Genomic DNA, 17,739 nt, shown 5'->3' with positions numbered 1-17,739 from the left:
GCTACACATCCCACCTTGCCAATTCCATCCACCGCGTCATTGCTTTTTGCGCTTCATTAAACCGTTTGCGGATCTCTGGCGGAAGACATCTGTGGTATCCATTTGGCGGCTCGCGCATCATCACATTATAGTGTGCGTGTGTGTAGTTGAAATACAGATTGGATCGCACCGGCTCTGTGGTCTTGGGCAGTCCATTGTGGATGACGGTCTCGGAAAAGAGTAAGACATCGCCTGCCTTGCCCGTTACTGCGACGGCGCCTGGAAGATCCAATCCCTGATACGCCTGCCAGCTCAGATCAAAATTGCTCTTGTGTGAACCCGGTACAGCCACCACACACCCATCGTCGGGTCCATTATCTGTTAAAAAGTACACGGTATTGAGCATCCGAGAGCGAATATCGCCGTTTCGATAACTGTAATCCGTCGTTGGCACGCCGCGATGCCACCCCCCCTGTTGCGCTTCCTTGAATTTAGAAATCGACCAGGTGTTGATGAGTTGTGGTTCACCCATAAATGCCTTCAGATAAGGCACGACTTTCGGATGTGCGATCATCAGGTCAAAAACGGGATCAAGCCGTAAGAGACCATTCAAACGGACCTGAAATTCTCGACTCTTATCACAGGTTGGTAGTGGTTTTGGTCTGCCAAAAGTGGGTGCAGATGCCATCCATTCATCTTTGTATGTCCTGCTTTCCAAATCAGACAGGACATTCAGAGTGGTTTCACATTCTTCGGGTGTCAATACATTGCGAAGGACCAGAAAGCCGCTCAGGTCAAAATGGAACCGGTGTTCGATTGGTATATTATCTGCCATATTTGATGCTCCTGTTATCTTCATTTCAAGCCGAACAACAAGCGAACGTATAGAACAATTGAAAAATCCAAATAAATGTAGCTTTGTGAATCAATGGCTGCAAGATGAAAAAGCCACTCCGAATTTCAGGAGTGGCTTCTTGAGGTGGATGGTGTTTGGGACCTGTTACACGTTTGAGGTTGGGTTCTCAATCTCCAGGAGGCGTTGTTCAAGGAGCAAATTAACCAGACTCTCGATACTTACACCCCGTGTTCGAGCAAGACGTTGCACACGCGCTAATAACTCACGGTCAACCCCTACCAGGTATTGCCGTCGTGCTTCTGGCGCAAAATCGAAATCAACAGGCTCCGTCTGTTCCCAATAGTCGGCAAGACTATGTGTATCCCAGAACGTTGCCATTTCTTCGTAGCTGTCGAATTTCGGAATTTTTTTATCGTCGTGCATATTGCCTTCTTTCCTTATTATCCATGTCACGCACTCAAAATGAATATAGTTTTGTGAACCAATGGCTGCAAGACGAATTTCTACAACTACAGGCTTGATATTATGCTCAAAAAGTTAGATTTTTATTGTGAAGGGTAAATTCTCAGGATATTTTTGTGCTCATTTCTGTTCCCGATCTGCCTGTTGTCACTGAATTTGTGCGTGCTGCCAATCACCGAAACCATCTTCGAACCCTTTTTGTCTGAGAAGACGAAGGTGCTCAGTTTTTACCACTTTATGAGGCTAAACTCAGAATGACCCGAAATATTCTTGTGCATTCGGATAAGGATGTGCCAAAGCGCGTGCTCACGGCCTGGAGTCTTGGATGTCCAGATCAGCTAATTGCCACTGCACAGGTCGTTGATGGTGAGCTCTTTGTCATGGCCTGTGACCATACCCTGTTCAGAGTAGGATTTGAAGAAATGCCCGCACTCAATCGTATTCCAAAAGAACAGCGTTCTTCATTTACTCTCTCCAGCGAAGGCAGTTATATCCACTGGCCTGAGGCTGATGTACACATCGATCTGGATGCTGTTCGCTACTTGAAAGATGATATGTGGCGGGAGAAAAAGGATCGGGAAAGATTGATGTCTGACATTCGGTTCGGGGAGGCGGTTGCCGCATTTCGAAAACAATGCGGGCTTAAGCAAGCCGATATTCATGGCCTTTCGGAACGCCAGGTGTGCAGGATCGAAAAGGGAGAACGGACAAAGGTGGATACGCTGGGGATTCTGGCAAGAAGTCACGGATTGTCCCTGAAAGCATATCTGGATAAAATCGCCGAAATACTTTCTGAAGGTGGTGAGGTTATCTCCAAGGTCTCGACCTCGATTCCGCAAGACACCATAGACCTAAGTGTGGAGCAGATATGATCAAAAATGAGAGACAATATCGGATCACCAAGGCCCAGATGAGAAAGTTTGAGGGCGCTTTGGCGGAGCTGGCTCAAACTAAAGATAAGAATATTCATCCTCTGCTTCAGAAAGCTCATCAGGATGCATTGAGAAGCCAATGTGATGAACTCCGTATGCAGTTGGAGGAATACGACTGTGTCTAGGGATATCAAGGATGAAGTTGAATTGTGTGAACCCGGTACGCAGCAAAAGTCACCGTCGCCCTTTCGAGCAGGTGTTAGCGCGTCCACCCTCACTTTTGGGCCGACGAGTCCAACCAAGTAGGGCGCCAACTTCGGATGGTCGAAGAGATTCTGGCAAGCCGGACTCCATTGGGAAACCCTTCGGGCGATTTTCAAACCGTCTTCCTCATACGTTTCGTACTCATCCGGTTTTGATCGATCAGATATCTCATTCAGTTAGGCAACTTCGTCACCCGAGAGTACATTTTTCACAACGAGAAATCCCTGGAGGTCGAACATAAATTTCTCTTCGGGGGTCATGGCAGTTCCCCTATTGCTTAAACGGCCTGAATGGTGTCCGGACGTCGAACAGCAAATGGGGGTGACATGACACGCATCTGTTGTTCGGTCAGGCCATCGTATTCGTCGAAATCGTAAAAGCGTTGTGACCAGATTGAATGACCCGGGCTGAACTTGTAAAGTAGCGTACGACGCTCCTCATCGGAGGTCCAGGGGAGTGTCCCGTGCATCGTCGCTTCCGTAAAAATCAGGGCATCTCCGGCCTCCGCCTCTGGCTGAACGATGTAGTGTGGAACGCGATCGAAGGAGCGGACGTCTTTTGGCACATCCGCACCAAAGTTGGACTTGTGCGATCCAGGCACGCAACAGAATCCACCGTCTCCCTTTCGGACGGGGGCGAGAAAATACACGACAACGGTGAGGCCATTACGCATGACACCATCGCGGTATTTGTACCAATGGCTAGCTCGACCGTCAAAAGCTCCGGAGTCTCCGCCGTGAAGGCCTCCTTTGTGGGAGCCGCGCCGCATGAAAATTCCATAATCGTGATCCGCTCGAAATTTTGGTCCGAGTAGCTCGTCCAAATAAGGGATGATGTTGGGGTGATCGAACAGGTTCTGATAGGGGCGTCCCCAAAGCGATACTCGCTTGGGAATCTTCAACCCATCATTAATTTCTTCCTGAACTTTCAATTGCTCATCAGCAATCGTGTTGAGCGTGTCTACTTCCTCGTGCGACAAGATATTCTTGATTACGATGTAGCCCTGGAGGTCAAAAATAAACTTTTCTTCAGGTGTCATTGTCTGTTCTCCTTGGATCAGAGCCTCAGAAGCTGTTTTAAAATAATGAGGAAGTAAGAAAAGCGTTCGACAAACCCATCCGGAACGTGAGCGGCAGATCGCGTATCTTGGGCGAGGGCAGGTGGCCAGGTGGGGCTGCGGCGCGCTATATGTTGGAAACACATCCGCCGCCGACCTCCAAAGTCGCGGCATTGACATAGCGAGCGTCCGCGGAACTGAGAAAGAGCACGGTATTGGCGATATCTTCGGCCTGCACCTTTCCCTCCAGAATCTGGACGTACTCGCGTACGTGTTCGAGCCAGTGGTGCCCTTCCTTGTCCACTATGAGGCGCGGCCGGATGGTGTTGACCCTGATGTTCTCCGGCCCACCCATGCTGGCGGTGACGCGGGTAAAGCCCTCGAGCCCGGCCTTGGCCGCGGCGTAGCTCGAGACATCGAAACCGCCGCGAATCTCCAGCATCTTCTCGGTGAAGCCCGACCCGGCGGCGCCGGATGAGATATTGGTGATTACGCCGCCGCCAGCGGCGGCCATATGCGGCCACACGGCCCGGGTTACGTAGAACGGGCCTGTCAGGTTGACGGCGATTACGCGGTCCCATGTCTCGTTGTCCTCCAACCGCATCGGTTCCCCGGCTTTTCCCCCAAACGCCCCGCCGCCAGCATTGTTAACGAGGATGTGTATCGCTCGGTAAGTTTCGACGGTTTGCGCTATTGCCGCCTCGACGGCCTCATGGTCTCTGACGTCACAGGTAATGAAGGTGGCGTCGCCACCTGCCTCGCGAATCTCGTCTTGCACGGCTTGACCCTTGTCCTGACGTCTAGCCAGCAGTGCCACCTTTGCACCCTCCCGGGCAAGCACCTTGCCGGTGGCCTCCCCGATGCCGCTGTTACCGCCGGTAACGACGGCGACCTTGCCTTCCAATTTCTTGGCCACTTTCGCCTCCTATTCACACGGTTGATTTGCCAAGGTTACGATTAGAAACCTACGTGGACTCCCAGTCGATGAACGGCATCAAACACGCCGAAATCAGTGTAGGCGTAGTCAAAACCAACATCCGTCGTGCCGAGATCGCGACTCACCCCAACACCCAGGGAAATGCCTTCCTCGTCAGATGGAAATGTGTAGCCCATCCGAAGTGAAAGCGTCTTCATAATTGTATACTCCGCCCCCATCTTGACGTTCTCGTTGAAGTCGCGAGGTCGTTCGGTATCAATTGAGAACAGGAGCGCATGGACTTCCTTATCAATTCCAGTCAGGTCGATCAGGTCCATCGATAATCCCATACGGAACGTGAGCGGCAGTTCAAAGCTCTCTTTACTGAATTTTCTCTCGGTCGCAAAATTGCGCGTAGAAAGGGCGAAATTCAGGCTCTTGAATCCCGTCCAGTAAAGAACCCCGAAATCCACAATAAATGCTGTTTCTTTGAAGTCCTTGAGAGAAGGGTTCGTCCCCGTAATTGATATAGGTACTGCACCCATATCCTGTCTGGCGATCTTGAGGTCGCCACCAACGGAAAACCTGTCCGTAATGGCTCTGGCGTAGCCAAAGCCAAGTGCAAATGCGGAAGGACTGTAGGTACCGGTATCTATGAATCCCTTCTCATTATCGAAGCGGACGGTGCCAAGAAAATCCCCATAGTCCACCGCGACCAGAGAAAGGCCGAATACGCCGAAGTTGGTCACAAATGCTGCACTCCCGGTGATGTAGTTGACGTCAGCGATCCACTGGACCTGCCCTCCGGCCACATCGATCTTTCGGCCATAGTACGCCATTGCGGCTGCATTGTAATACATCGCCGTAGAGCCACCTCGAATCGAGGAATATGCGCCTCCCATAGCCGCTGCTCTCGCATCGGGTGAAACGGTGAGGAACTTGAATCCGGCTTGCGCCCTTCGCTCCCTGGGGATGTCCTGACCTGGCTCAATGACAACAGGCTCAGCCTCATCCGCATCGTTCTGCGCGCTGGCAGGTAGATAGAAGAGCAGTCCCAGCATATACATCATCAATACAGTGATCTTTTTCATTGGAATCCTCTCTTGGCCTGTTATCGAATGATCACAAATTTCCGAACGATTTTTTCGTTGGAATCCAGATCTCTGATCACGGCGAAGTAGATACCGCTGGTAATCACCTGATTGGACTCCGTGGTCAGGTTCCAGAATTCGTCCCCCGTCCCGTCATTGTGTTCGATCCTGTGGATCAGCTCCCCGACTTCCGTAAAGATCATGATTTCGCAATTCCCAGGAATCTCAAAGAACGCCAGCTTGTCCTGTTGGTCCGGCCAGCGGATATTCTGATCGGCTTCCAATACGAACGGATTCGGAACAATCCGAACGTCAGCCAACGTACTTCCGGGCGAACGCTTCAGGTTGGCGGGATCATAGGTCTGCGTATAATAGCGGCTGCTCTTCAACGCCGTCGGGGGCGACGTCCCTGTTGGATCGGTCTTCACAGGGCCAGTGGATAGGATATAGTAGAAATAATCCCTACCGCGCACGACATCCGTATCGTCGTAGCTTCGAGCACTGGCTGGAAGTTCTGCAATCAGCCTGTACTTCCACAGGTCTTCGGCGCTGCTTTCATACAGGTTCCGCGTTCGATAGATCTCGAAGCCCGTATGATCCGCATTCGGGAAGACCTCCCAGGACAGGGCGATCTTATCCGATCCAGACACAACTTCGAACCGGCTCGGCGGCAGCGGAGGATGCGGAATGTTGAAGCCCGACTTCCAGTTGGCTTCCGCTTTCCGCAGGTTCGACAGCACCGAGTCCCGCGTCGACAGGGCCCAGCGATTCTTCGTCATCGCCTGACCTTCATACTCGATGATTGCATCGTCATCCCATCCGGAGTTTTTGTAATCGATACCCACGCTGACGGCCACATCCCGTTGGAGTCCCGCCATTCCCGTCGCCCAGACATATTTGATATCTTCTCCCGGACCAAGCGTATATGGACCGGTGGCCCAACTCGGACAGCGACCGCCGCTGCTCCCAATCAGAGACAGATCGGTCTGATTCCCCATCCGTTCTAACCATTGCTCCGAATCCCACGGCCCTACGGGTTCTTCCGGAGCAGCCCGATCCGCAGAATGGGGATACTCATGCCCATCGATGCCCGGCCTCCCGTATTCCGCGTAGTCCATGTCCGGATGCAGGTAGGCATACGTGAGTTCGTACTGGCTTTCATTGTGGAGGTCCGGATTGGTGAGCGGATCACCACCCCGGAGCCAACCGGTATGCGTCGGCTGATTCATATCGTTGGTTTCATCCGACGGACTCGTATCCGCATGGATGGTGCCGTGGAAGATCATGTTGGCGGCACCCAGGCGACCAAGCGTATCGGCTTCCACAGTTCTGCCAGATGCACGCGGAGGGCCTGAAACGCTTCGCCAGGTAGGACCGCCGATGCGGTTCAGAAACGTCACGCGAGTACCGTTACTGAGCCAACCGAGCATCGTTCGGATTCCGGCCCACTTCTCACCGTAATCTTCTTTCCCGTCCCCCACATAATCCCACATCGTTGAGGACCCACCTTGGTTCGTCACACGACGGGGACCCCAGTAGTGCTCCTTGCCCCCAAAATGAAACATGACTTCATTCAGGGTCTGGTTCGGCAACTCGATCTCTTCATCCTCATCCACATTCCCGGTATTGGTAAACGTGATCTCACGGATGTGATAATCATCATGATGTTCGTTCGAAAAGGCATAGATCGTGTTTGTCCAGGTAATGCCCATATCCGCGTTGCCCGATCTGATTACGATCCGGTCCGCCTTGATCGTCGGATCCACCCGGGTCAGCACCGTCGGACGAAGAAACGACTGGAAGCCATCCACGAAGACATCCGGCTTGGGAAACCTACCAACCAGCTCGATCGTGTACCCAAAATGCTCTCCCAGATCGAAGTTACGAGGGCCTGTGCGGGAGGCTTTGAAAGGCCAGAGCTGCCCCGTATCATCCGTCCAATCGCGTGCCGCGATATACATCCGAGTCCGAACGTGCGTGCCCCCTTCAAGATGGTAGATGCCGGGCCAAAACTTGATCTGAGATCGAAACCCACCTGAAGGTTCCGTCCCTGTCGAGGAATACCTGTAGTGGAAGTCGCCAACATCCAACCATACCAAATCTGCCTGCGCCGATACATCTGCAGGCAGTCCAAAGAACAGTGCGCCGGTTGCTGCCAATACAAAGGCAATCAGTCCAGAACGCCTTACTGGTTTACTCATCTGGAACCTCCTGCTGTTGCGGTTGATCATTCGGTTCGAATTCCTGGATTTCGAAACGTCCTGGTGGAAAAGGGGCGAACACAAGGTTCGCCCCTACGATCTGATTACAAGGAGAACCGGAGGCCGAAAAACACTCTCCGCGGGAACAGGAAACGCCCCATACGTGGGTTCGGCATGTCGATATACAGCTTCTTGTCCAGCACCTCTTTGAGAAAGCCCGGATCCGCAACGCCCCAACTCCCGTTCCGGTACTCCTGATACGTATCTGAGTCCGCGACATACCACAGCAGGCGACGGTCCGGCTCCAGTCCCGTAGGCAGGCCCGGAGTGATCTCTGCAGTACCAGGAAGTCCGTCGGCAGGCAGATCGGCCGCCTTCCCCACGATTTCGATCGGCACGAACCGATCGTCCGTTCGGAAATCACCAGGACGGTCATCGCCGGGTGGAAACGCATACGGAATCTCAGCATCCGTCAGACCCTCGAATGCCTTTTCCGGATCCAGGTGCAGCGACGCCATATAGAGGCCCCGGTCGCCAAACGAGCCTTGACCACCGAAGGATCCCGGGTTCAGGCGCTTCTGATTGAACAGATTCTCAACATCGATGTACAGCGTGGCCAGATTCCCAAATCGCTTCGTCAGTCGTAGATCCCAATTCCAGAAATCTCTCCACTGCACGTTGTTCGACACGCCTGAAAGCGATACTTTTTCTGGACCGAACCAGTCCTCGTGTTGACCGGCACGCCAGTTCACCAGAAAAGCAGCTTCCCAGTTCCCCAAAGGATGGAAGCCCGCAACTTTCGTCCCGTAGTCACGTGGCGTGTAGAACTCGAGCGCCGCACTCCCGAACGGACGGCTCACAGGCTTGTTCTGGTAATGAAAACGCGTGTCTCGAATGAACTGAGCTTGCGACAACCGGTTCTCGAACCGCTGATCAAAGCCGAAATTCCCATCCTTCGTCTGCATGAACGTGTAGTTCACGAACCCGCCAACCCACTTGCCGCGACGCTTGCGAATCGTCAGTTCGAAGCCGCGAATATCGTCATAGTTCAACGGCTCCGAAAACGAGTAATTGACCGATTGATCCAGGTTCGTATACGACACGAGATTCGGCTGCTCGTCGTTCGCCTTGTAATACCCGCTCAACCGCAGAAGATAGCGATCGAACAGATTCTGCTCGAAACCAAGCTCGTAGTTGATGCTGCGAGGCATCGGATGATTCGGATTCCCCATTTCCATGATGGCGAAACTGCTGGAGGAATAAATCGAAAACAGATTGCGGGCATCCAGCATCTGACGGAAATGACCGTAGTTGAAGAACAGCTTGCTGTCCGCAGTCATCGGGAACGAGACACCCAGGCGCGGACTGATAAAGGTCTGCTTCTTGATGGCCGCCTGCTCCAGCACATTCGGTAACTCGGCCTCCCCGAATTTCGCACTGAAGGCAGAAGCCCAATCATCATAGACCCACCAGTCTCCACGGGCGTCCCAGTGATCCAACCGAAGGCCCAGGTTCGCGATCATCGCATTGAATTCAAGCTTCGTCTGCACATACGCCGCGATCTGGGCCGGGTCTCGGTCCCAGTCGTAGCCCGGCGTTTTATTCACGTTGCGAAACTCAAAATGGCCATGGCCAATTCGATACTGGCTGAAGATATACTCGAAGCCCGCCTTGAACTGCGCCACCTGATTCTGCTGCGACGTGATATCGATTTTCGTCGTCCACACCGTCACCTTCGAGCTGTCACGGGCTTCGGCCCATCCTTGACCGAATTCCATTCGGTTATACGATTCGTTAATCAAACTAAAACCAAACGGGGTTTCAGCCAGGCCGATTTCGTTCTGCGTTACTTCGACAACCTGCTGAATCGGCTCGGGAGCTGGAAAATCAGGATTCCTCGGAAAACGCTTCACAACCGTCTGTAAGTCCCTGTCCCGGGGCACATCCAGGTCGAAGGCCGAATGCATCCGCTGAACGCGGAATTCATAGAACGTCTTCGGGCTCAGCACATGCGTCATGCTGAATCCGACATTGATCCGTTCTCGATCGCTGACGCCGAAGTAGGAATCCGTATACAGGGGCTCGTAATAGCCGCCCCCAATCCTGTCCGTTGGGTCGCCAACGGTCGTCAGGGCCCCATTGCCCCGGAAGATCTGCGGAAAACCACGCTCATTCTGCTGCAAGCCGGATTCCCGGTTGATCAGGAACTCAACAGAAGCCTTGATATTCGTCCGTACATCCGACGTCACCTTCACGCGCCCCAAGTCGTTCATATACGAATTGATCAGGAAAGATGAAATGTAAGGACGACGTTCCCGTTTCACGGAGCCAAAGAACCGAAGGCCGCCCAGGTCCGCGCCCATCATCGGAGGAAGCAGCGGACCTCCCAGGCTCATATCGATGTCGTGTTTGGACGCCGTGACGTTGAAATCCTTACGGAAGTAAAAAAGCATGACGTCCAGAAGGCCATTGTTCACTTTCAGCTCCGATGGATCCAGCGTCGATTCATCGACATTCGGATCGTCTACGATCCCGACGCCATAATACGGATTGCTCGGCTGAGCAAGGAGGTCCAGGGCGAAATTGCTCCAGCCCGTTGACTCCGGATAGTTGCGGCGAGAATAGATGTCCCACCCGCTCTCCGGCGTATGCGTGCCAGGAAAGGCAACCTTCGGATCGACAAAAGGCTTCAGAAGATATCCGGGGTCATTCATATCGTTCGGATGCGGACCGAAAAAATCCTCTTTCGGAGGACTATACCGCAAGAACGCATCGAATGAATACCGGTCTTTCCTGCCTTCCTTCGTCACGATGTTCACCAGCCCGGAACGAACATTCCCGTATTCCGCGTTGAAGCCGCCCGTCTGGACCTTCACATCCTGAATCGCCGTCACGCTTACTGTGGACATCGGAGTATTGTCACGACCGTCGCGCATCGACAGGCCATCCACCGTATAGGCAATCTCCGCAAGGTCCGAACCGCGAATGGAAAGGTCACCATATTGGTTTGTCAGAACCCCCGCCTGCAGCTCGACAGCATCCGTGATTGACGTGATAGGAAGCGTCTCGATCTCCTGTTCCGTCAGATTCTGAACATTCGCGGACACATCCGCCTGAACCACAGGACGCTCCGCAATAACGGTGATCTCGTCGAGACCCAGCGCCTCTTCCGCCATCGCGAACTGGCCAGAGAAGTTCAAGGGTGTGGTCAGGTCAATGTTCACACGAACGCCGGACTGCGTCACCGTCGTGTACCCCACCATCGACACCTGCAAGGTATAAGTCCCCGGCGTCACGTTCAGGATGAAGTAATCCCCGTTCCCGTCCGTGGACGCACCCTGGGTGGTGCCTACAATGACAACGTTCGCACCTGGCAGCGGGTCGCCATTTGTGCCGACGACCTTACCGGCGATCTTTCCGGTGGAAGCAGAAAAAGCTTCGCTTGCCAGACCACACGCAATAAGCAGCGACAAAAATGTTACGAGAAATCTGTTCATACGCATCCTCCTTATAGAAGCCCCTAATTGGGAGACACCGACCTTTAGGAAGTCTTAAACAATCAATTTTAGTTTTTAGTGCAGATATAACCCTCCCTTATATTATATATAATAATAATAAACTGACCAATTTGACAAGCTAAACTCTTAATTAAAGAAAGTGATACTTATAAATTTTTTCAGTATTAGGAAATCCTCATTTGCAAGTTGAGACCCCACTAGAGAAGGGTTTGTGGGAGAAGTATAAAGCGGACTTCGCCGAGCGATCTCGCAACAAACGCCACGTTGTGCGACCGTCACCGCTGGAATTGGAATACTACTACGATGTGTACGTTGGCCAACAGGCCTATCTTTGAACCTGGGGAAGAAAAGAGATTACGGGCGGATTACGCAGGTAACGTGACGTTGATTGACGATCAAATTGGTGAGATTTTCGCGGCAGTCGAAGCGCGCGGTGAAATGGACAACACGGTGATTATGCTGTGTTCTGATCACGGCGAGATGAACGGGGATTGTGGGATTTTGGGCAAAAGCAATTTCATGAATGGCACGGTTCGAGTGCCAATGGTGGTTCGTACGCCTGAGACAGTCGGGAGTTCGGTCGCCGGGAAGACCTGTGCGAGCCACACGGAATGGTTTGACGCGGGCCCGAGCCTGGTTGAGCTGGCGGGGGGCGAAATCGAAATCAACAGGCTCCGTCTGTTCCCAATAGTCGGCAAGACTATGTGTATCCCAAAACGCTGCCATTTCTTCGTAACTGTCGAATTTTGGAATTTCTTTATCGTCGCGCATGTTGTCTTTTTTCCTTATCATCGTAGAAGGTAAGTGCGATGTTTTCAAGCACTGATCTTCCTCGTGCTCTCATTAGGCTCTCAATGATCCAGCATTTTCTTGCAACAGGTTGATTTGCAAGGACAAGGCTTCTTCGAGATTTTTTGCATTCATCCGCTGTAGAATCTCCTGTTCGTATGCGGACATGAGGAGCGTTTGAATACCGTTTGCTTTTGCATTGATCAGGTAGCTAATGCCATCTCGTCCCTGGTCTTTCTTTTTTAAGCTGACGCTTTGAATAGCCAGCTTTGCCAGGCGTGATGGTGTCAAGGGTTGGATATTAGCGGCAATTCGGGCGTAATAAACCACATTGATGCCCTTGAAATGTTCCAGCGGTTCTGCATACACCTTATTATCACCGGGGTTTGCATGGGGTTGGTAGATTTTTCGAGTGTCAAAACAGTTCGTTTCCCGGCGCCAGAGCATATTTTTAGCTTCAGTTTCAGATATGCCGTCTCTTAATATTAGGATAACGCCTTTTACAGAAGCACCACCCTCAGTGACCGGAACTAAGGTGGGTGCATAATTGCGGCTTCGGCTTTTCCGGGCGAATTCAACCCTAAATGGCGTATTGACATCTTTGATTTTTGCAACCGTGTTCGGTCCAAGTTCTGGACCCGGATTGTCTATTAGAGAGCCGTAGGCGAGAATACCGATTCGTTTCATGTTCAGAATTCCTTGAAAGACTGCATCCAGATGAGCACCAAAGAAAAATGGGTTGCGCATAAATTAGCGTAACCCATTTTTTTTAATGGTGGGCGATACTGGACTTGAACCAGTGACCTCTTGCATGTCAAGCAAGCACTCTAACCACCTGAGCTAATCGCCCACCCAATTTAATTATTATTTTTATGTGTTTCTGGAATGTTCTTTTTGAGGCCGTTTCTACAAAATCCGAGGATGTGTCCTAAAGTATGTCCTTTACTTTTCTCAGAGAGTAGTGCGTCTGTCTTCATTAGATCTGAAATGTATATGAACCGAAGTCGAATGTCAAACGAAAAGGCGTCAAGGCCCAAAACTCTCTCTACAGATATTTTATATCGTTCATTTGGTCAATTGGTAGATTTTAGGTCCGGATTTTGTATCTTGGATGTGTATGGACTTGACCCGTTTTAGTGGACAACTTATCTCTTTTAAAGAAAGGAATCCAGAAACGGAGGGAAAGTGAAAGATGGATGAAAAAAAACTCTTGGAACGAATTACGATCAACCCAAAGATCTTTGGGGGTAAACCTATTGTTCGAGGACGTCGGCTTGCCGTTGAACATGTCCTTGGCATGCTCGCAGCAGGGGATACCCCTGAGATGCTGCTTAAAGGGTATCCTTGGCTGACACATGAAGATATTCAAGCCTGCCTACTATATGCCCGAAAGGTAATCGGGCACGAGCGTGTTGAACCAATCCGACCTGCTGATGCGGAAGTGTGACAAAAAGAGAGTCTCGCTACGGGATAAAAGAGTGTCGTATATTTGCTTTAAAGTATGGAATTTTGTCTGAAAATGTATATATTTATATATAAATATTGACAATTTGTAACTCAAGAAGGCTATGGACAAATCACAGAAACCCAGTGTTCTAGAGCTTGTAAAACAGGCGGGTATGCTCAGGCCGCGGGATCTGGACCAGTATGGGATCCCACGCGAATACCTCAGCAGACTCAGAAACCGAGGCATGCTACGCCAGGTGGGACGGGGGCTTTACACTCTCCCCGATGCCGAGTGGACGGCGCATCACAGCCTGGCGGAAGCCTGCAAGAGGGTGCCCCAGGGCGTCATCTGTCTGCTTTCTGCTCTGCAATTCCACGAACTGACCACGCAGCTTCCGTTTCAGGTGTGGATGGCAATTCCAAACAAAGCACGTAAGCCCAAAGTGGATGGGCTACAGATTCGGTTTGCGCGTTTTTCAGGGCTTGCCTTTGATGAGGGCATTGAAACACATACCATTGAACATATCCAGGTGCGGATCTATAATCCGGCCAAGACCGTGGCGGACTGCTTCAAATACCGAAACAAGATCGGCCTGGATGTGGCTATTGAAGCCCTGCGAGACTGCATTCGGGAACGGAAAGCTACTATGGATGACCTCTATCACTTCGCACAAATCTGTCGGATGACCAACGTGATGCGGCCCTATATGGAGGCAATGGTGTGAGTCCCTCAGGTATGGCGAGATGGCGGTCCGTGGCAGCCCAGCGAAGTACTTGAATGATGTGGTGAAACAGCGTCAGCGTAACCCGGTAGCCGACGAAAATTGAAATAATTGACGGGGAGATATCGACTCAGCGATGCTCCCCGTTGATTTTATTGCACTTATGTTGGTTCTTGAGACGGTCAATTTTTTATTGTGAAGAAGTGGACATAAATTCATATCATAAGTATTGTAAGACTGAGTTGACCGGGTTCTTTACTGGAGGTGTGTATGCCAAAACCCAATATCGTTTTCATTTATTCGGATCAGCATCGCGGTGATGCAGTGGGGTGCGCCGGGCATCCGGTGATCAAAACACCACATCTGGATCGTCTGGGGTCCGAAGGGGTGGTGTTTAGCCAGTGTTATACCAATGGGCCGATTTGTATGCCTGCACGAGCGACGATGATGACGGGGCAGTATGTGCGGGAACACGGTGTCTGGCAGAATATTGTTGCGGCCGATCAGCACGGTCCCAGTCATGTGCGAAATGTGCGCGATGTGGGCTATCATACTGCCCTGGTGGGCAAGACCCACTTATATACGCACACGGGTGGAACAAAAAGTCAGGAAAAGACGGCAATATTGGAAAATTGGGGGTTTGTAGATATTCAGGAGATGCACGGGCCACACGCGTCGGGGGTGAATAGATCGCAGTATTCGGATTATCTCGAAGAATTGGGTTTGTGGGAGACGCATCGAGATTATGTGGTCAGGTCAAAGACGCGCCTGGAAGAGGGCAGGGCACGGGCGTGGGAGGATCCGCCCTGTCCATTGCCTTCTGAAAGCCATCTGGACAGTTATACCGGGCGTACGGCCGCAGAATGGGTGCGCGATTACGATGGGGACAAGCCGTTCTATCTGCAGGTGTTGTTTCCAGGGCCGCACAATCCCTTTGATTCGCCACAGGAGTATCGGGATATGTACAGTGTGGATGATATTCCTGTGGGTATTATGGATCTGCCCAGAGAACCGTATCCCAAATATATTGTGCGGTCGCTCTTTCGCGCTGGCGATGCCAAAACGATGACCGAAGAAGAGAAGAAACAACTGGTTATCAATTATTATGCAAAGATTACATTGATCGACAATGCGATCGGGGGTATTATCGAAGCTCTTGAGGCAAAGGGCCAATTGGACAATACCTGGATTATTTACAGTTCGGATCACGGTGAGATGGCTGGGGATCATCGGTTGAGCCACAAAGGCGTGTTTTACGATATGGCTGTACGGGTGCCTCTGGTTGTGCGTCCTCCGGGGGGACGGGTGGGGTGGACCTCTGAAGGATTGACGGATTGTCTGAATATCACGGCTACGATTTTAGATGTTGCAGGGGCAGAGTCTTTGGAAGACAGCGATGGGGTTTCGTTTGTACCTCAGGTGTTGGCAGGCCCGGATGCCGATGGCGCGCAAAAGGGCAAAGGTGCTGTGTTTAGTGAAGTTGATGGGTTTACGATGGTTTTTGATGGGCGATACAAGCTGGTGGTCGAGTCCACGTCTGAGAAGCCGGTTGAGATGTACGATTGTCAAAATGATCCGAGGGAATTAAATAATGTTTTTGAGGATCCCGATCTGGAATCTGTGCGGCGAGATTTGATCGATACGCACTTGAGTGGGATTAGAGACCGATTGGATCGAGAGAAGCTTGAGAGTTATCGAGCGATTCCGGCAAAGACGTATTCTCCACCGGGATAAGCATTCCATTAAAAGTAAATTTAGACTTGACCCATTTGATTAGACAACGTATCTCTTTCAGGGAGATGCTCAGGATAAACTTTCTACACTATCCACTAACACGAGGTAGCTCTACCAGTTCGGAGTTTTTTGAGAGGCCACATGACCGTTTCCATAGACATACTCCAAACCTGGATGAACTCCAAAGAAGATGAACACCTGGAGTTCAAAGAGGCAAAGAAAAATTTTCACTTTGAGACCCTGGTAAAGTACTGCGTCGCCCTCGCCAATGAAGGCGGTGGAAGAATGATCCTGGGTGTAACGGATAAACTGCCGCGTAAAGTGGTTGGCAGCCAGGTTTTTAGCAATCTCGAACGGACAAAGGCCGGTCTGATTGATCGAGTGCGGCTTCGTATTGATGTCGAGGAGATTCAGCATCCAGATGGCCGGGTTCTGGTCTTTCAGGTTCCCTCTCATCTAATCGGTATGCCTATGCAGTATAAAGGTGCATATTGGATGCGTGGTGGCGAAACTCTTATTCCCATGACACCCGACTTGCTCCAACGCATTTTTGCCGAGTCCGGTCCCGATTTTTCGGCGGAGATTTGTACCTCTGCCCAATTGGACGATCTCGATCCAAATGCTGTGGAGGTTCTGCGTCAACTCTGGCAGCGCAAGTTATTGGATCAGGACATTTCGACCCGTCCCATAGAACAACTTCTGGCAGATGCCGAGTTGCTCGTTGATAATCAAGTGACGTACGCGGCATTGATTCTTCTTGGCAAACGGGAAGCCCTGGGCAAATATCTCGCTCAAGCGGAGGTCATCTTCGAGTACCGATCCAACGAAGTGCCGGGGCCAGCGGCGGAACGGCATGAATTTAGACAGGGTTTTCTTACTGTGCTTGACGAGATATGGCGACTTATCAACCAGCGCAATGACCTGCAACACTTTCAGCAAGGATTTTTTATTTGGGATGTGCCCACTTTCAACGAGCGCGTGGTGCGCGAGGCTGTCTTGAATGCGGTGAGTCACCGCGATTACCGCCACGGCGGGTCGGTGTTCATTCGCCAGTACCCTCGGCGCATCGAGATTGTCAGTCCCGGTGGCTTTCCGCCCGGCATCACACCCGACAATATTCTCCGGCAACAAAATCCGCGCAATCGCCGTATCGCCGAAGTCCTTGGCAAATGCGGATTGGTCGAACGCGCGGGACAAGGGTTTGACCGCATCTTCCGCGAGTGCATTCAGCAGAGCAAGCCATTGCCAGACTTTTCCCATACAGATGCCTACTCCGTATGGCTCACGTTGCACGGTGAGATTCAAGACCCGGAGTTTCTGCGTTTTCTGGAAGAGATTGGTCAAGAACAAGTCGCCACATTTGGCCTTGACGATTTGTTGGTGGTCGATCTCGTCCACCGCGAACAGCCGGTTCCTAACGACCTGCAATCAAGGGTCGATCATCTATTGGACCAGGGAATCATCGAGCGCGTAGGACGCGGGCGAGGTGTGCGGCTTATGCTCTCCCGACGGTTCTATCGGCACATTGGTAAGGCAGGGACTTACACACGCAAGCGTGGATTGGACCGCGAGACGAACAAGGCGTTGTTACTGAAACATATTCGAGATAACCGGAAATTAGGGAGTCAATTGAAGGAGCTTATGCAGGTACTGCCGTTCCTTTCGCGTGCCCAGGTGCAGAATTTACTTCAGAGCTTGAGGAATGAGGGAGCCATTCATAAAGTCGGAGCTACCAAGGGGACCAGATGGTATCCGGGAAAATCGCCTTCAGGAATTGCGTTTGAAAACAAATAATTATTGCAGAAAATGCAAATAATTATGCAATTATGCAC

16 protein-coding genes and 1 tRNA gene are annotated in these 17,739 nt (G+C 51.5%); 8 read left to right on the top strand and 9 right to left on the bottom strand.

The window, feature by feature from the left end:
- Position 1: 1 nt before the first annotated feature.
- Both F4Y39_19960 and F4Y39_19955 read right to left on the bottom strand, forming a co-directional pair.
- The gene (locus F4Y39_19960; GenBank protein ID MYC16006.1) at positions 2-838 is read right to left on the bottom strand and encodes a phytanoyl-CoA dioxygenase family protein; all 837 of its coding nucleotides are present in this window, start codon (positions 836-838) and stop codon (positions 2-4) included.
- Between the two features lie 141 nt (positions 839-979).
- On the bottom strand, positions 980-1,258 hold the full coding sequence (locus F4Y39_19955) for a hypothetical protein (GenBank protein ID MYC16005.1): 279 nt from the start codon (positions 1,256-1,258) through the stop codon (positions 980-982).
- A 293-nt stretch (positions 1,259-1,551) separates the two neighbouring features.
- Between F4Y39_19955 and F4Y39_19950 the strand changes: the two genes are divergently transcribed.
- Together F4Y39_19950 and F4Y39_19945 are read left to right on the top strand one after the other, a co-directional pair.
- Positions 1,552-2,169, top strand: coding sequence for a DUF2442 domain-containing protein (locus tag F4Y39_19950; protein ID MYC16004.1), 618 nt, complete (start codon positions 1,552-1,554; stop codon positions 2,167-2,169).
- On the top strand, positions 2,166-2,354 hold the full coding sequence (locus F4Y39_19945) for a hypothetical protein (GenBank protein MYC16003.1): 189 nt from the start codon (positions 2,166-2,168) through the stop codon (positions 2,352-2,354). The genes F4Y39_19950 and F4Y39_19945 overlap by 4 nt, the downstream gene beginning before the upstream one ends.
- Before the next feature lie 356 nt (positions 2,355-2,710).
- Here the strand turns inward: F4Y39_19945 and F4Y39_19940 are convergent, their stop codons facing one another.
- The 4 genes from F4Y39_19940 to F4Y39_19925 all read right to left on the bottom strand — a co-directional run bounded on the left by F4Y39_19940 (position 2,711) and on the right by F4Y39_19925 (position 7,017).
- Positions 2,711-3,472 (bottom strand): phytanoyl-CoA dioxygenase family protein, encoded by a 762-nt coding sequence (locus F4Y39_19940; GenBank protein MYC16002.1) that lies wholly within the window; start codon positions 3,470-3,472, stop codon positions 2,711-2,713.
- A 145-nt stretch (positions 3,473-3,617) separates the two neighbouring features.
- Positions 3,618-4,406, bottom strand: coding sequence for an SDR family oxidoreductase (locus F4Y39_19935; protein ID MYC16001.1), 789 nt, complete (start codon positions 4,404-4,406; stop codon positions 3,618-3,620).
- 41 nt (positions 4,407-4,447) lie between these two features.
- The gene (locus F4Y39_19930) at positions 4,448-5,497 is read right to left on the bottom strand and encodes a PorV/PorQ family protein (protein MYC16000.1); all 1,050 of its coding nucleotides are present in this window, start codon (positions 5,495-5,497) and stop codon (positions 4,448-4,450) included.
- A 20-nt stretch (positions 5,498-5,517) separates the two neighbouring features.
- Positions 5,518-7,017, bottom strand: coding sequence for a hypothetical protein (locus tag F4Y39_19925; protein ID MYC15999.1), 1,500 nt, complete (start codon positions 7,015-7,017; stop codon positions 5,518-5,520).
- 36 nt (positions 7,018-7,053) lie between these two features.
- Between F4Y39_19925 and F4Y39_19920 the strand changes: the two genes are divergently transcribed.
- Positions 7,054-7,536, top strand: coding sequence for a hypothetical protein (locus tag F4Y39_19920; GenBank protein ID MYC15998.1), 483 nt, complete (start codon positions 7,054-7,056; stop codon positions 7,534-7,536).
- Positions 7,537-7,802: 266 nt separating this feature from the next.
- Here F4Y39_19920 and F4Y39_19915 read toward each other — a convergent pair whose 3' ends face one another.
- Positions 7,803-11,201, bottom strand: coding sequence for a TonB-dependent receptor plug domain-containing protein (locus F4Y39_19915; GenBank protein MYC15997.1), 3,399 nt, complete (start codon positions 11,199-11,201; stop codon positions 7,803-7,805).
- Positions 11,202-11,519: 318 nt separating this feature from the next.
- On the opposite strand from F4Y39_19915, the gene F4Y39_19910 reads away from it, so the two are divergent.
- Positions 11,520-12,020: a sulfatase-like hydrolase/transferase gene (locus F4Y39_19910; protein ID MYC15996.1), complete on the top strand. Its 501-nt coding sequence runs from the start codon at positions 11,520-11,522 to the stop codon at positions 12,018-12,020.
- A 39-nt stretch (positions 12,021-12,059) separates the two neighbouring features.
- Here the strand turns inward: F4Y39_19910 and F4Y39_19905 are convergent, their stop codons facing one another.
- Complete coding sequence (locus tag F4Y39_19905; protein ID MYC15995.1) at positions 12,060-12,752, bottom strand: hypothetical protein; 693 nt, start codon at positions 12,750-12,752, stop codon at positions 12,060-12,062.
- Between the two features lie 26 nt (positions 12,753-12,778).
- Positions 12,779-12,855: transfer RNA gene (locus F4Y39_19900), tRNA-Val, on the bottom strand.
- A 342-nt stretch (positions 12,856-13,197) separates the two neighbouring features.
- On the opposite strand from F4Y39_19900, the gene F4Y39_19895 reads away from it, so the two are divergent.
- The 4 genes from F4Y39_19895 to F4Y39_19880 all read left to right on the top strand — a co-directional run bounded on the left by F4Y39_19895 (position 13,198) and on the right by F4Y39_19880 (position 17,701).
- The gene (locus F4Y39_19895) at positions 13,198-13,452 is read left to right on the top strand and encodes a DUF433 domain-containing protein (protein MYC15994.1); all 255 of its coding nucleotides are present in this window, start codon (positions 13,198-13,200) and stop codon (positions 13,450-13,452) included.
- 121 nt (positions 13,453-13,573) lie between these two features.
- Positions 13,574-14,176, top strand: coding sequence for a transcriptional regulator (locus F4Y39_19890; protein ID MYC15993.1), 603 nt, complete (start codon positions 13,574-13,576; stop codon positions 14,174-14,176).
- A 267-nt stretch (positions 14,177-14,443) separates the two neighbouring features.
- Entirely contained in the window at positions 14,444-15,907 is a 1,464-nt protein-coding gene (locus F4Y39_19885) for a sulfatase-like hydrolase/transferase (protein ID MYC15992.1), read from the top strand.
- Positions 15,908-16,048: 141 nt separating this feature from the next.
- Positions 16,049-17,701 (top strand): transcriptional regulator, encoded by a 1,653-nt coding sequence (locus F4Y39_19880; GenBank protein MYC15991.1) that lies wholly within the window; start codon positions 16,049-16,051, stop codon positions 17,699-17,701.
- Positions 17,702-17,739: the final 38 nt, after the last annotated feature.

The organism is Gemmatimonadota bacterium (assembly GCA_009838845.1).
Classification (GTDB): domain Bacteria; phylum Latescibacterota; class UBA2968; order UBA2968; family UBA2968; genus VXRD01.
Note: the sequence above shows the minus strand (reverse complement) of the source record. Positions and strands in the feature narration are given on the sequence as shown.

What these genes read in the sequence shown, in the direction of transcription:
- F4Y39_19960 (MYC16006.1), bottom strand. Translation starts at nt 838, where the DNA reads ATGAAGATAACAGGAGCATCAAATATGGCAGATAATATACCAATCGAA.
- F4Y39_19955 (MYC16005.1), bottom strand. Translation starts at nt 1,258, where the DNA reads ATGCACGACGATAAAAAAATTCCGAAATTCGACAGCTACGAAGAAATG.
- F4Y39_19950 (MYC16004.1), top strand. Translation starts at nt 1,552, where the DNA reads ATGACCCGAAATATTCTTGTGCATTCGGATAAGGATGTGCCAAAGCGC.
- F4Y39_19945 (MYC16003.1), top strand. Translation starts at nt 2,166, where the DNA reads ATGATCAAAAATGAGAGACAATATCGGATCACCAAGGCCCAGATGAGA.
- F4Y39_19940 (MYC16002.1), bottom strand. Translation starts at nt 3,472, where the DNA reads ATGACACCTGAAGAAAAGTTTATTTTTGACCTCCAGGGCTACATCGTA.
- F4Y39_19930 (MYC16000.1), bottom strand. Translation starts at nt 5,497, where the DNA reads ATGAAAAAGATCACTGTATTGATGATGTATATGCTGGGACTGCTCTTC.
- F4Y39_19920 (MYC15998.1), top strand. Translation starts at nt 7,054, where the DNA reads ATGAAACATGACTTCATTCAGGGTCTGGTTCGGCAACTCGATCTCTTC.
- F4Y39_19915 (MYC15997.1), bottom strand. Translation starts at nt 11,201, where the DNA reads ATGCGTATGAACAGATTTCTCGTAACATTTTTGTCGCTGCTTATTGCG.
- F4Y39_19910 (MYC15996.1), top strand. Translation starts at nt 11,520, where the DNA reads ATGTGTACGTTGGCCAACAGGCCTATCTTTGAACCTGGGGAAGAAAAG.
- F4Y39_19905 (MYC15995.1), bottom strand. Translation starts at nt 12,752, where the DNA reads ATGCGCAACCCATTTTTCTTTGGTGCTCATCTGGATGCAGTCTTTCAA.
- F4Y39_19895 (MYC15994.1), top strand. Translation starts at nt 13,198, where the DNA reads ATGGATGAAAAAAAACTCTTGGAACGAATTACGATCAACCCAAAGATC.
- F4Y39_19890 (MYC15993.1), top strand. Translation starts at nt 13,574, where the DNA reads ATGGACAAATCACAGAAACCCAGTGTTCTAGAGCTTGTAAAACAGGCG.
- F4Y39_19885 (MYC15992.1), top strand. Translation starts at nt 14,444, where the DNA reads ATGCCAAAACCCAATATCGTTTTCATTTATTCGGATCAGCATCGCGGT.
- F4Y39_19880 (MYC15991.1), top strand. Translation starts at nt 16,049, where the DNA reads ATGACCGTTTCCATAGACATACTCCAAACCTGGATGAACTCCAAAGAA.